This is a genomic window from Methylocystis sp. L43 (genome assembly GCF_015709525.1).
In the GTDB taxonomy this organism is placed as follows: Bacteria; Pseudomonadota; Alphaproteobacteria; order Rhizobiales; family Beijerinckiaceae; genus Methylocystis.
The window spans coordinates 115,887-128,568 of the sequence record NZ_JADNRA010000034.1 but is presented as its reverse complement, the minus strand read 5'-3'; the positions used below and the strand labels follow the sequence as shown (position 1 = coordinate 128,568).

General features: G+C 65.4%; 13 protein-coding genes. 9 read left to right on the top strand and 4 right to left on the bottom strand.

The features are described from left to right. Positions 1 to 63: 63 nt before the first annotated feature. The 6 genes from rimP (at position 64) to truB (ending at position 7,232) form a co-directional block, all read left to right on the top strand. On the top strand, positions 64 to 819 hold the full coding sequence (rimP, locus tag IYX23_RS15325) for a ribosome maturation factor RimP (RefSeq protein WP_246716844.1): 756 nt from the start codon (positions 64 to 66) through the stop codon (positions 817 to 819). A gap of 2 nt (positions 820 to 821) precedes the next feature. Further along, positions 822 to 2,423: a transcription termination factor NusA gene (nusA, locus tag IYX23_RS15320; protein WP_196393624.1), complete on the top strand. Its 1,602-nt coding sequence runs from the start codon at positions 822 to 824 to the stop codon at positions 2,421 to 2,423. Between the two features lie 17 nt (positions 2,424 to 2,440). After that, positions 2,441 to 3,100 carry an RNA-binding protein gene (locus IYX23_RS15315; RefSeq protein WP_246716843.1) on the top strand — a complete coding sequence of 220 codons (660 nt, stop codon included), beginning with the start codon at positions 2,441 to 2,443 and terminating at the stop codon, positions 3,098 to 3,100. A gap of 31 nt (positions 3,101 to 3,131) precedes the next feature. Beyond that, the gene (gene infB, locus IYX23_RS15310) at positions 3,132 to 5,750 is read left to right on the top strand and encodes a translation initiation factor IF-2 (protein WP_196393626.1); all 2,619 of its coding nucleotides are present in this window, start codon (positions 3,132 to 3,134) and stop codon (positions 5,748 to 5,750) included. A 154-nt stretch (positions 5,751 to 5,904) separates the two neighbouring features. After that, a complete protein-coding gene (rbfA, locus tag IYX23_RS15305; protein WP_196393627.1) occupies positions 5,905 to 6,333 on the top strand; it encodes a 30S ribosome-binding factor RbfA in 429 nt (142 codons plus the stop codon). Continuing rightward, the gene (truB, locus tag IYX23_RS15300; RefSeq protein WP_196393628.1) at positions 6,330 to 7,232 is read left to right on the top strand and encodes a tRNA pseudouridine(55) synthase TruB; all 903 of its coding nucleotides are present in this window, start codon (positions 6,330 to 6,332) and stop codon (positions 7,230 to 7,232) included. Before rbfA ends, truB begins: the two co-directional genes overlap by 4 nt. Before the next feature lie 2 nt (positions 7,233 to 7,234). Here truB and IYX23_RS15295 read toward each other — a convergent pair whose 3' ends face one another. Both IYX23_RS15295 and IYX23_RS15290 read right to left on the bottom strand, forming a co-directional pair. Next, the gene (locus IYX23_RS15295; protein WP_196393629.1) at positions 7,235 to 7,639 is read right to left on the bottom strand and encodes a type II toxin-antitoxin system VapC family toxin; all 405 of its coding nucleotides are present in this window, start codon (positions 7,637 to 7,639) and stop codon (positions 7,235 to 7,237) included. Beyond that, the gene (locus IYX23_RS15290; protein ID WP_210330658.1) at positions 7,636 to 7,977 is read right to left on the bottom strand and encodes a type II toxin-antitoxin system prevent-host-death family antitoxin; all 342 of its coding nucleotides are present in this window, start codon (positions 7,975 to 7,977) and stop codon (positions 7,636 to 7,638) included. Before IYX23_RS15290 ends, IYX23_RS15295 begins: the two co-directional genes overlap by 4 nt. Here IYX23_RS15290 and murI point away from each other — a divergent pair, their 5' ends adjacent. Next, on the top strand, positions 7,978 to 8,799 hold the full coding sequence (murI, locus tag IYX23_RS15285) for a glutamate racemase (RefSeq protein WP_196393630.1): 822 nt from the start codon (positions 7,978 to 7,980) through the stop codon (positions 8,797 to 8,799). On the opposite strand, the gene smbP is transcribed toward murI, so the two are convergent. Both smbP and IYX23_RS15275 read right to left on the bottom strand, forming a co-directional pair. Next, positions 8,796 to 9,134 carry a small metal-binding protein SmbP gene (gene smbP, locus IYX23_RS15280; protein WP_196393631.1) on the bottom strand — a complete coding sequence of 113 codons (339 nt, stop codon included), beginning with the start codon at positions 9,132 to 9,134 and terminating at the stop codon, positions 8,796 to 8,798. The genes murI and smbP overlap by 4 nt on opposite strands. 126 nt (positions 9,135 to 9,260) lie before the next feature. After that, positions 9,261 to 10,517 (bottom strand): cytochrome c peroxidase, encoded by a 1,257-nt coding sequence (locus tag IYX23_RS15275; protein WP_196393632.1) that lies wholly within the window; start codon positions 10,515 to 10,517, stop codon positions 9,261 to 9,263. 315 nt (positions 10,518 to 10,832) lie between these two features. Between IYX23_RS15275 and IYX23_RS15270 the strand changes: the two genes are divergently transcribed. Further along, positions 10,833 to 11,942, top strand: a complete 1,110-nt coding sequence (locus IYX23_RS15270) for a hypothetical protein (RefSeq protein ID WP_246716842.1) — start codon at positions 10,833 to 10,835, stop codon at positions 11,940 to 11,942. A gap of 155 nt (positions 11,943 to 12,097) precedes the next feature. Further along, on the top strand, positions 12,098 to 12,670 hold the full coding sequence (gene folE / locus IYX23_RS15265) for a GTP cyclohydrolase I FolE (protein WP_196393633.1): 573 nt from the start codon (positions 12,098 to 12,100) through the stop codon (positions 12,668 to 12,670). Positions 12,671 to 12,682: the final 12 nt, after the last annotated feature.

Genomic DNA, 12,682 nt, shown 5'->3' with positions numbered 1-12,682 from the left:
AGTGGGGCCCTCCGGGGACCCGCTCTTTTTGCTTTGATCGTTAGAGAGCTTCAAGGACAACGCTTGACGCAAAACGCCGCCGCCAGCACGACCGTTGACGAACCGCGTCTCATCAGCGAGACCGGCGTCGCCGCGCGCGTCGCGCATCTTGTAGAGCCGGTGCTGGCGCAGTTGGGCTACCGACTCGTGCGCGTGCGGCTTTTGCAGCAGAACGGACCGATTCTGCAGATCATGGCGGAGCGTCCGGACGGAACGATGACCGTTAATGATTGCGAGGCGGCGAGTCAGGCGCTGTCGCCCGAACTCGACGTCGCCGATCTCATCGCCAGTGAATATCGTTTGGAGATTTCTTCTCCGGGCGTCGATCGGCCGCTGGTGCGTCTGTCGGATTTTCACCGCGCCATCGGTCATGAGGTCAAGATCGAACTGATCCATCCCGTGGCGAGCGGACGCAAGCGCTTTCGCGGCGTCATTCGCGGCGTTGAAGGCGAGGGACAAGGCGCGACGCTCGCGCTGGAGCGCACCGACGCGCGCTCGGATGAAGAAAAAGCCGTGTCGCTGCCGCTCGCCGATCTCGACGAAGGCCGGCTGGTGCTGACCGAGGCGCTCATTCGCGAGTCGCTGCGGGCCGGAAAGCTCCAGCAGACTGAAGAGAAGCCGGAGGAGGCGGACCCGGAGGAGCGTCCGCGCCGCGGACCGGGACGCTTTCGCGGCCCCGCGCAACAGAAGCAGAAGCCGCTGGTTCCGGCCGGCGTTCAAACCCAGTTCAAGAAGGCCGGCGGCAAACCAAAGCCCCCCGGCCGTTCGAGGGGAGACTAACAATGGCCGTCAGCGCCAACCGACTTGAGATTTTGCAGATCGCCGAAGCCGTCGCGCGCGAAAAGTCGATCGACCGTTCGATCGTCATCGCGTCGATGGAGGACGCGCTGCAGAAGGCGGCGCGCTCGCGCTACGGCCAGGAAACCGAGGTGCGCGCCGAGATCAACGCCAAGACAGGCGAAGTTCGCTTCTCGCGGCTGCTGCTCGTCGTCGACGAGGTCGAAAACGACTCGACGCAGATTTCGCTCGCCGAAGCGCGCAAGCGCAATCCGGCGGCGCAGTCCGGCGACTGGATCTCGGAGACGCTGCCGCCTTTCGACTTCGGCCGCATCGCCGCGCAGTCTGCAAAGCAGATCATCGTGCAGAAAGTGCGCGAGGCCGAGCGCGACCGCCAGTATGATGAATACAAGGATCGTATCGGCGAAATCGTCAACGGCGTGGTCAAGCGCGTCGAATATGGCAATGTCGTCATCGACCTTGGCCGCGGCGAAGCCATTATCCGCCGCGACGAGATGATCCCGCGCGAAATGTTCCGCCCGGGCGATCGAGCCCGCGCCTATGTCTATGATGTGCGCCGCGAGCAACGGGGCCCGCAGATCTTCCTCTCGCGCACCCATCCGCAATTCATGGCGAAGCTGTTCAAGCAGGAAGTGCCCGAGATCTATGACGGCGTCATCGAGGTGAAGTCGGTGGCGCGCGATCCGGGTTCGCGCGCCAAGATCGCTGTGGTGTCGCGCGATTCCTCGATCGATCCGGTCGGCGCCTGCGTCGGCATGCGCGGCTCTCGCGTTCAGGCGGTCGTCGGCGAGCTGCAGGGCGAGCGCATCGACATCATTCCCTGGTCCGCGGACGCCGCGACCTTCATCGTCAATGCGCTGCAGCCGGCGGAAGTGGTCAAGGTCGTCCTCGACGAAGACAGTTCGCGCATCGAGGTCGTGGTGCCGGACGATCAGCTGTCGCTCGCGATCGGCCGACGCGGCCAGAATGTGCGTCTCGCCTCGCAGCTGACCGGCTGGGACATCGACATTCTTACCGAGGCCGAAGAGTCGGAGCGCCGGCAGAGGGAATTCGTCGAGCGCACGAAGTCGTTCATGAACGCGATCGACGTCGACGAAGTCGTTGGTCGGCTGCTGGCGTCCGAGGGCTTCCGCTCGGTCGAGGAGCTCGCTTTTGTCGAACTTCCTGAACTCGCGACGATCGAGGGCTTCGACGAGGACACCGCCGCTGAAATTCAGAACCGCGCCAAGAACTATCTGGAGCGCGTCGAGGCGGAGAACGAAGAGCGCCGCAAGGCGCTTGGCGTCGCCGACGAACTGCGCGAGATCGAGGGCCTGACGAGCGCGATGCTGGTCAAACTCGGCGAAAACGACGTGAAGACGATGGAGGATTTCGCCGGCTGCGTGCCGGACGACCTCGTCGGCTGGAGCGAGAAGAAGGACGGCGAGACGGTCAAGCACGAGGGCTATTTCGAGGGCATTGACCTGTCGCGGGAAGAGGCTGAAGCGATGATCATGTTTGCGCGGGTGCGCGCCGGCTGGATCGAGGAGCCTGTGGCGATAGCCGAGGTCGAGGCTGAGGCCGAGGCTCAGGCGGAAAGCGAATAACGGATTTGATCCAGGGCATGGCGCGCGAGCCGCATGTTTCGGAGAGGACCTGCATCGTGACGCGCCAGAGCGGCGCGCCCGAGGCGATGATCCGCTTTGTGCGCGGACCGGACGGCGCGCTCGCGCCCGACATCAAGGCGCGGCTTCCGGGCCGCGGCGTCTGGGTGACGGCGCGCGCCGACGTCGTTGCGCAGGCGGTGCAAAAGCGTCTGTTCGCGCGCGCGCTGAAGACGCAGGTCGACGCTGCGCCGCAATTGGCCGAGGACGTCGACCGATTGCTCGAAACCGATTGTCTGCAGATGCTGTCGCTGGCCAATAAGGCGGGCGCCGTTGCGGCCGGCTTCGGCAAGGTCGCCGACGCCCTCGCGCAAGGATCTGTCCGCGCGCTGATCGAAGCGCGCGACGGCGGCGAGGACGGCAAGCGCAAGCTTGCCCAAGCCGCCCGGCGCGCGGGATCGACGACCCCCGTCATCGGCTTATTTTCATCGCTGCAATTGGATTTGGCGTTGGGCCGCACAAATGTGATACATGCTGCCCTCGCCGGGAGCGGTCCGACGACGGCTTTCATCGCGCGATGCCGTCGACTCGCAGCCTATCGGGGCGTATGCATCGACGGCGCGACGGCGGCGGATGACGAAAACGAGGCGAAGCCGAACGGCTGCGCAGACAGAAATTAACGGGTCGTAGCGACCCAGGATTGGGAACTGGATGAGCGAAGGCGAGAACAGCGGCGACAAAACTCTGACCGTCGCGCCGTCGAAGACGCTGCACTTGAAGCAGCGACCGGTCGAGCACGGCATGGTCCGTCAGAGCTTCTCCCATGGCCGCTCAAAAGTGGTCGTGGTCGAGAAGGTGAAACGCCGCGCGCCCGGACATGCCGAACCGGCGAAGCCGGCCGGCGCGACGGCCCCGATTGCGGAGCCGCCGGCGCCGCCGCCGAAGGCCGCGCCGAGATCCGAGACCCAGCGTTCGGCGCCAGCGCCGCGCTCCGGGTCCGGCGTCGTGCTGCGCGCGTTGACCGATGAGGAGCGCGAGGCGCGCGCCCGCGCGCTGGTCGACGCGAAATCGCGCGAAGAGGAAGATCGCCGCCGCGCCGAAATCGACGCCAAGGCCCGCAGCGAACGCGAGGCGCGCGAGCACGCTGAGCGCGCCGCCGCCGACGCGCGCAAGCGCGAGGAAGAAGAGCGTCTCGCGCGCGAAGCGGAATCGAAACGCAAGTCCGAAGAAGAGGCCCGTCGCCGGCTGCCCGGCGACGCCGCCGGCGTTGCGGCGCCGCGCGCTCCGGTTGCGGCTGCCGCGCCTGGTTCGACGGGGGCGCGCGCCCCCGTTCGCACCGAAGGCGAAACCGCGGTGCGACGTCCGCCCGTGCGCACGATCGGCGGCTTCACGCCGCCTCCGCCGCCGCGCCCGACCCCTTCTCGCGGCGGCGCGATGAAAGATCGCGGACGGCTGACGGTCTCCACCGCCACGGCCGGAACCGACGAAGAACGCACGCGCTCCGTCGCTTCCTTCAAGCGCCGTCAGCAGCGGCTGTTCCGCGGCCAGGTGGAGCAGAAGGAAAAAGTTCTGCGCGAGGTGATCCTCCCCGAGACGATCACCATTCAGGAACTCGCGAACCGCATGTCGGAGCGAGCGGTCGACGTCATCCGCCTGCTGATGAAGCAGGGCGAGATGCACAAGATAAACGACGTCGTCGACGCTGATACGGCGCAGCTCGTCGCGGAAGAGATGGGCCACACGGTCAAGCGCGTCGCCGAATCCGACGTCGAGGAAGGCCTGTTCGACACGCCCGACGTCGACGTCGATCTCACGGCGCGTCCGCCGGTCGTCACGATCATGGGCCACGTCGATCACGGCAAAACGTCGTTGCTCGACGCCATTCGCCAGGCCAATGTCGTCTCCGGTGAAGCGGGCGGCATCACCCAGCATATCGGCGCCTATCAGGTGACGGCCCCGAACGGTCACGCCATCACCTTCATCGACACGCCCGGCCACGCCGCCTTTACGGCCATGCGCGCCCGCGGCGCCAAGGTGACGGACATCGTGGTGCTGGTCGTCGCGGCCGATGACGGCGTCATGCCGCAGACGATCGAGGCGATCAATCACGCCCGCGCCGCGCATGTGCCGCTGATCGTCGCCATCAACAAGATCGACAAGCCGGACGCCAAGCCTGAGCGGGTGCGCACCGAGCTGCTGCAGTATGAAGTGCAGGTCGAATCCATGGGCGGCGAAACGCTCGAGGTCGAAGTCTCGGCGAAGCAGAAGACCAATCTCGACAAGCTGCTCGAGCTGATCGCGCTGCAGTCGGAGGTGCTCGACCTCAAGGCCAACGCCGATCGCGCCGCCGAAGGCACGGTCATCGAGGCGCGGCTCGACCGGGGCCGAGGGCCTGTGGCGACCATGCTGGTTCAGCGCGGCACGCTTCACGTCGGCGACATTGTCGTCGCCGGAACCCAGTGGGGCCGCGTGCGCGCGTTGCTCGATGACAAGGGGGTCGCGCGTCCCGAAGCCGGTCCGAGCTTCCCGGTGGAGATTCTGGGCTTCAGCGGCACGCCGGAAGCCGGCGACCGCGTGGCGGTCGTCGAGTCGGAAGCCCGCGCCCGGGAGATCGCCGAATATCGCGAGCGGATGAAGCGCGACAAGATCGCCGCGCGCGGCGGGTCGGCGCGCGGTTCGCTTTCCGATATGATGAGCCAGCTCAAGACGGCCGGACGCAAGGAATTCCCCCTGGTCATCAAGGGCGACGTCCAGGGCTCGGTCGAAGCCATCGCCGCGGCGCTCGAAAAGCTCGGCACCGAAGAGGTCGGGGCGCGCATCGTGCATGCCGGCGTCGGCGGCATCTCGGAATCGGATATTTCGCTCGCCGAGGCCTCCAACGCCGCGGTTATCGGCTTCAATGTGCGCGCGCACAAAGAGGCGCGGGACGCGGCCGAACGCTCCGGCATCGAGATCCGCTATTACAACATCATCTACAATCTCGTGGATGACGTGAAAGCGGCGATGTCCGGGCTGTTGGCGCCGACGCTGCGCGAAACTCTGCTCGGCAATGCGACGATCCTCGAGGTCTTCGACATTTCGAAGATCGGCAAGGTCGCCGGCTGCCGCGTGACGGATGGCAATGTCGAGCGCGGCGCCAATGTGCGGCTCATCCGCGACAATGTCGTCGTGCACGAGGGCAAGCTCTCGACGCTCAAGCGCTTCAAGGACGAGGTCAAGGAAGTCGCCGCGGGACAGGAATGCGGCATGGCCTTCGAGAACTACCAGGACATGCGCGCCGGCGACGTCATCGAGTGCTATCGCGTCGAGGAAATCAAGCGAACGCTGTAAGCGGCGGCGCTGCGCCGCGGCGAAACATCATGGCCGGGCATGTCCCGGCCATCCTCGTCGCGCTGAGCCGCGCTACCTTCCATTCATTACGCTTCATCCGCGGGATGTCCGCCACAGGCGCGGGCGTAAGACGACTGCAATTACCGGGTCCAAAATGTCCAGAGCTCATCACTCACAGGCCGGCGCGCCGTCGCAGCGCATGTTGCGCGTCGGCGAACTCGTCCGCCACGCCGCCGCCCGGCTGCTCACACGGGGCGAAATCACCGATCCGGTGCTCGAACAGCACGTCGTGACCGTTTCGCGGGTGAAGATGAGTCCCGATCTCAAGCTTGCGACGATTTACGTCGTTCCGCTTGGCGGCAAGGATGAGCCGGAGGTGCTCGCCGCGCTGGATCGCCACAAGCGATTTTTGCGCGGGGAGATTGTGCAAGAGGTGAATTTGAAGTTCGCGCCCGAAATCCGCTTTCGCATCGACGACACATTCGACAATGTGTCGCGCATCGAGGCGCTGCTCAGTTCCGACCGTGTGAAGCGCGATCTCGCCGATGGCGACGACGCCAAAGAGGATGGCGTTGAGGAATGAGCAAAAAAAAATCGGACCGAGTCGTCGTCGACGGCTGGTTGGCGCTGGATAAGCCTGTCGGCCTGACGTCCACACAGGCGGTGTCGCGCCTCAAGCGCATCTATAACGCCCAAAAAGCCGGGCATGCGGGCACGCTCGATCCGCTCGCATCCGGCATTCTTCCCGTCGCCTTCGGGGAAGCGACCAAAACCGTGCCTTTCGTTCAGGACGGCGAGAAGGCCTATCGCTTCACCGTGCGTTGGGGCGTCGAGACCGACACTGACGACGCCGACGGCCGCGGCGTGCGAGAGAGCGCCATACGGCCGGAGCGCGCCGCGATCGAAGTTCTGCTGCCGCAGTTCGTCGGCGAGATTTTGCAGACTCCGCCGCAGTTCTCGGCGATCAAAATCGCCGGCGAGCGCGCCTATGACATCGCCCGCGAGGGCGAGCAGGTCGATTTGAAGCCGCGCGTCGTCAAGATCCGCTCGCTGACGCTGATCGACGCGTCTGGCGACGAGGCGACCTTCGTCATGGAATGCGGCAAGGGCGCCTATGTGCGCGCGATTGCCCGTGATCTCGGTCGGGTTCTGGGCTGTTTCGGCCATGTCACGGCGCTGAGACGCACCCGCGTCGGTCCCTTCGTCGAGGACGACGCCTACACGCTCGACGAGATCGAAAATCAGAACATGGCCGCAGAGGCGCTGCTGTCGGTCGAAGCCGGATTGGCCGAACTGCCCTGCGTCGTCGTCGATCGCGACATGGCGGCGCGACTGCGGCGCGGCGGCTCGGTGATTTTGCGCGGCCGCGACGCGCCGCATGAGGGCATCGTCTACGCCGCTTGCGGCGGCGTGCCGGTCGCCTTCGGCGAAATCGTCCAAGGCGCGCTCGCGCCGGCGCGGGTTTTCAATCTGCCGTTCTGAGCCTATTCGACAATCGCGACGCCTTCCGCGCGCGCGGCGCGCTCCAATTCGGCGTCGAGCGTCGCGAGCGCAGCGCCTTCCCTAAGAGCGAGTTCGAGATAGGCGGCGTCGTAAGCTGTCAGCCTGTGCTTGCGTGCAAGCGGCATGAGGCGCCTCTCATCGCAATCGAAGTCGATCGCTATCGGCAAGCGCGCGATGATCTGAAGAAGCTCTTCCGTGTCCTCCAACGCCAGTCGATGGCGCCGCTCGCTGACGAGCAGAACATTGCGAATTTGAAAAAACAGCAAGCACGGCGCAAGCGCAGTCTCGCTCCGCAGGCGCTCGACAACCGCGAGCGCACGCGGCTGTCGTTCGTCTGCAAGCGCGAAGCTTGCAAGGATCGACGCATCGACGACGAAGCCGATCAATATTTGTGGCCGTGATGGCGCGCGCCGAGCACCTCAGCCAGCGGAGCTTTTTTAGTGCGTTCGCGAAAGCGCACCAGATCATCTACCGCCCGGTCGATTTCAGCCTGTTTAAGATCCGTTTCCGGCGCTAGGCGCGCGATGCGACGTCCGTGACGAGTGATGACAATCGTCTCGCCGCGTTCAACGGCCGTCAAAAGTTCCGCAAGGCGGGCCTTTGCGTCCGAGGCTTGCACTTCCCTCATGAGGAAAATATTAAACTGGTCAACCCAACTAGTCAATATGGCGGCGTTGATCTTGTCACGGGTATCTTGTCCTATTCGCGTCGAGATTCGCCGCACATGACCCGTCCGCCCAAACTCCTCGTCTTCGATTCCGGTCTCGGCGGCCTCACGGTCTTTGCCGAGATCGTCAAGCTGCGGCCATCGGCGGACTATCTCTATTGCGCGGATGACGCCGGCTTCCCCTATGGGTCCTGGGAGGAGCCGGCGCTCGTCGAGCGCGTGATGAAGCTCATGGAAGGGCTGATCGCCGATCACGCGCCGGACATGATCATCATCGCCTGCAACACCGCGTCGACGATTGTCCTGCCCGATCTGCGCCTGCATTGGCCGGCCTTGCCTTTCGTCGGCACGGTGCCGGCGATCAAGCCGGCGGCCGAGCGCACAAGGTCAAAGATGATCTCGGTGCTGGGGACGCCCGGCACCGTGGCGCGCGACTATACGCAAAAGCTCATCGCGCAATTCGCCGCGCATTGCTCGGTGACGCTCGTCGGCTCGAAGCGCCTGGCGAGTCTCGCCGAAAGCTACATGCATGGGGAAGGCGTGAGAGACGCCGACATCGGCGCCGAGATCGGGCCCTGCTTCAGGCAAGAAGACGACAGACGCACGGACGCCATCGTTCTCGCCTGCACACATTATCCGCTGCTGGTCGACGAGTTCAAACGGCTTGCGCCCTGGCCGGTCGAGTGGATCGACCCCGCGCCGGCGATCGCGCGGCGCGCGGATCAATTGCTTGACGAGCGCTTCGGTGCGGATGCGCCGGGACGCCAGCCGGTCTCCCGTGGCATCATCTTCACGAGCGGCGCCCGTCCCCCGGCGCCGCTCGCCGCAACGCTCGCGCGCTACGGCCTCGCGTGGACGGCTTTTGCCCCTACCGCCTAGTGGGGGGCGTGGTCGAGTTTCGCCAGCGCCTCTTTCGCGTGCTTAACGCCGCCCTTGGCGTTGCCTTTTTCGCCAAACTTGATCGCCTGTTTCAGATGGACGATGCCGGCGCGCACGAAGCGGTTCGACTTTTCCTTCTGGGCGGCCTGAGCGTGATTCAAAGCTTCCTTGGCGTGTTCGACGACCCCGTCAGCCTTGCCATCAAGACCGGCGTCGACCGCTTGGCGTGTATGGGTGATCGCTTCGGCGACATGATTTTCCTGCGCGAGCGCAATTGGCGAGAACAATGCTGCGACCGATAGCGAGATAAAGGCGATGAGCGTTCTGCGTATCATAGTCCCCCTCCCAACATCCTTGCTTAAACGCCGGGCCGACCGTTACCGTCAGCTCCGCTTTTGTAGCTTAATGCGCACCCGGTTCCGCGCAAGAGCCGCGACGCCTCTGCGTCTCGCTGTCGCGCTTCAAGGCTTTTGGCGATCGGTCAATGTTTCGAGAAACGCGACGATGGCGTCGATGTCCCTTTCGGACAGCCGCGGCTTTTGCCCGGGCTTGCGATCGTAGGGAACCTCGTCGACGTTGACGTTGTCATGCGCGGAGGCCGGCAGGTCGTCGTATTTTTCCGGTTTGCCGCGCCGGTCTTTGGGATACCAGCGGCCGGGATCGGTGTCGCGCGTCGCATAAAAGGCGACGACGTCGCGCAGCTTGTCGAAGACGCCATTGTGCAGATAGGGGCCGGTGTCGGCGATGTTGCGCAATGTCGGCACTTTGAAAGCGCCGCAGACGCTCTCGACCTTAAAACCCGCAGGCGCGACGTCCGCGAGTTTCGGCCGCGCGCACAGGCCGAGATCGGGCGCCGAGTCAGGCTTCGCCGCGCTCGGAATCGCTTTATTTCTTGGGCCGCCGAGCGCGTCATAGGTGAAGTCGGTGAAGAGCCAGTCCTGCGGACTGCGCGAATCTTCCTTGCCGGCGTGGCAGGCGAGGCAATTGCCTTTCTTCGGGTCCTTGAAGAGTTCGAAGCCTTTCTTCTCCAGCGCCGTCAACTGCGCTTGCCCGCGCAGATAATCGTCGAATTTGGAGGCGAAGGGATGAAAGCGCGCGCTCGTCTCGAAAGCGACGACCGCTTGCGCGAGCTTCACGAAAGCGGCGTCCGGATCGGCGAAAACTTTGTCGCCATAGACTTGGCGGGCAAGGTCGGCGTAGGCGCCATCGCGCACCGTCTCGACGACGAAGCGCTTCGATGGCGCGTTCATCTCAAGCGGATCGAGCATCGGACCTTCGACCTGAGCGAGGAGATCGTGTGCGCGGCCATCGAAAAACTGTCCGCCAGCCGGAATTTTTTCGATCTTGCCGGTCTCTTCGTCCTTGTCGTCGATGAATTCGAAAGGCGGCGCGAAGGACGCATACATGATCGACGGCGTATTGCGCTTGCCCAGAGACGTCGGCAGCGAACCCCGCGCCACGGCGGGGACGCTCGAACCATTATTGCCTTGAAAGGCCGTCGCGGCGTCATGGCAGGAGGCGCAGGAGACGCCCGCCGGACGCGACAGGCTCGCGTCTTCGAACACGCGCTTGCCGAGGAGTTCGAGCGCCGTCAGGCCCCCTTCGTCGGCCGCGCCGACGCCAGACGCTGCGGACTGCGCGTCGAGCGGGGAGCCGAGCACTGCGAAGACGGCGCAAAGCGCGGCCCGGCGCGCCTTGCGTAGACAGGAAAGGGTCACTTGAGCAGCCCGTTGGAGAAGAAAGCGCGTTTTTTCGCGCCTTCAGAAACTTTAGGAATCGCGCGGCGCAAAGGTCAATTTCGTTAATTTGGATAGCTTCCAGCAAGGCCGCGAATTTACGTCGCATGCCGCGCCCGCGCGGCGGCAAGCTGCGCGTCAACTACATCCAAGACACTGAAAGTAAACAGTTTTAACCTGCTCAAAGCAACGCGGCGCAGTACAGCCACATTTTAACGTTTGTCTGGGCGCGGATGGTGCGACCGCGCGCGACTCATCGCCGAGTCCTTGGCGCGCGGCCAATGAAAGGGTTCAGGCATGATGGATATCGGCGACGATAAGGAGCTGATGGCTGAATTTGCCGAGTTTAAAGAGTTGCTGCGCCGCGACCTCGGCCATGGCCCCGCGCCAACTGCGGCGCCGGCTCAGGGCTTCGAGCGCCCGCCAACGAACGCAGCGATCGATCCGGGTCCCTCTCCTCAAGCGCCCCGCGCAGAGGAAGCTTGGGGCGCGGTCCATGCGACGGAGGAAGAATTCTACGACGAGCCGGAGGAGGAACGCGAAGGCGGCCGTCGGGCCTTGTTCTTCGCGGCCGCGGCCGTCGTCATCGCCGGACTGGCGGCCCTGACCTGGGTCCTCGGGCCGTGGAGCGCGGTCGGGCCGAGCGAGGATCCGGCGCTGGCCACGGCGCCGCCTTTGGCCGCTCCGGAAGCCGCTGAACCCGTTCTCGGCAGCGCCGCGCCGCAACCGCAGGACGCCGCGCCGACGGATGAAGAGACCGCCAAAGCGCCCGCGCTTGAGGAAAGCGCCAAAGCGCCGGCCGAGCCTGCGCCGGCAGCTGAGGCCGCCGCCGAACCCGCGTCGGGCGCGGACCTCCAGTCGGAGCCAGCGCCGTCGGCAGGCGCCGCGATGACGCCGGTGAATCCGGCGGCTGCGCCGCTGGGCGCGACCATTCCTGTTCCCACCGGCGCCGCCGCTGCGCCGCAGCTCGCGCCGCTGCCAACGGCGCCGCTGCCCACGACGGCGACGGCGCCAACGCCCATGACGGCGCCAACGCCCATGACCGCGACGGCGCCGGCGGCCCCTGCGCCGACATCGCCGCCGGCGGCCGTTCCGCCCAAAGCCGCGGCGCTGACGCCGCCGCAAGCGGCTGCGCCCGCCGCGCCAGTTTCAGCGCCGCCGGCAGCCGCTGATGAAACGATCGGGACGCCAAAGCCCGCGCCGCGCGCAAAGGTCGTGAAGCAGAAGAAGCCGGCTAAGCCGGTCGCCAGCCGACCCAGGCCAGCCGCCGAGCCGGTCGCGGTCGCGGCGCCTGAGCCGGCGGCGATGGCGCCGCCTCCTCCCCCGCCGCCGGCGAGCGATGGTCCGTTCGGCTTCGTCAAGCGCACGGTGAACAGCGTCGGATCGGCGATCGGCCTCGGGCGTTAACTGAGCGAACCTATCCAAAGACGCCGGCGCGAGCGCGCCGGCGTTTTTCTTTTGGCGAATGGATCAGCAGTGGCCTTTGCCAAACGCCATAGCCTGTGACTTTATCCAGGGCTGGGCGGGCGCGTTCGCCTCGACGATCCTGGAGAGCTGAAGGCATGGCCAAACCCACTCAAGCTGACGCAGAGGCGGCCGTGCGGGTTCTCATCGAATGGGCGGGTGACGATCCTCATCGCGAGGGGCTGATCGATACGCCGGAGCGCGTGGCGCGCTCCTACCGCGAGCTTTTCGCTGGCTATGAGGTCGATCCGCGCGACTATCTCAAGCGCACCTTCGATGAGGTCGGCGGCTATGACGAACTCGTGGTATTGAAGGACATTCGCGTCGTCAGCTTCTGCGAGCACCACATGTTGCCAGTGACCGGGCGCGCGCATGTCGGCTATCTGCCAAGCAACCGCGTGGTCGGCATCTCAAAGCTCGCCCGCGTCGTGCATGGCTTCGCGCGCCGGCTGCAAATCCAGGAAAAGCTCACCGCCGAGATCGCCGAGGCGATCCAGGACATTCTGGAGCCGCAGGGCGTCGGCGTCGTCATCGAGGCGGAGCACAGCTGCATGACGCTGCGCGGGGTCAACACGACAGGCTCGCTGCTGACGACGAGCCGCCTGCTCGGCGTCATCCGCGACGACCCGCGCACCCGCGAGGAATTCCTCGGCATGGTGCACGGGAAGTAAATCGCGCGGAGC

What these genes read in the sequence shown, in the direction of transcription:
- nusA (WP_196393624.1), top strand. Translation starts at nt 822, where the DNA reads ATGGCCGTCAGCGCCAACCGACTTGAGATTTTGCAGATCGCCGAAGCC.
- IYX23_RS15315 (WP_246716843.1), top strand. Translation starts at nt 2,441, where the DNA reads ATGGCGCGCGAGCCGCATGTTTCGGAGAGGACCTGCATCGTGACGCGC.
- infB (WP_196393626.1), top strand. Translation starts at nt 3,132, where the DNA reads ATGAGCGAAGGCGAGAACAGCGGCGACAAAACTCTGACCGTCGCGCCG.
- rbfA (WP_196393627.1), top strand. Translation starts at nt 5,905, where the DNA reads ATGTCCAGAGCTCATCACTCACAGGCCGGCGCGCCGTCGCAGCGCATG.
- truB (WP_196393628.1), top strand. Translation starts at nt 6,330, where the DNA reads ATGAGCAAAAAAAAATCGGACCGAGTCGTCGTCGACGGCTGGTTGGCG.
- murI (WP_196393630.1), top strand. Translation starts at nt 7,978, where the DNA reads ATGACCCGTCCGCCCAAACTCCTCGTCTTCGATTCCGGTCTCGGCGGC.
- smbP (WP_196393631.1), bottom strand. Translation starts at nt 9,134, where the DNA reads ATGATACGCAGAACGCTCATCGCCTTTATCTCGCTATCGGTCGCAGCA.
- IYX23_RS15270 (WP_246716842.1), top strand. Translation starts at nt 10,833, where the DNA reads ATGATGGATATCGGCGACGATAAGGAGCTGATGGCTGAATTTGCCGAG.
- folE (WP_196393633.1), top strand. Translation starts at nt 12,098, where the DNA reads ATGGCCAAACCCACTCAAGCTGACGCAGAGGCGGCCGTGCGGGTTCTC.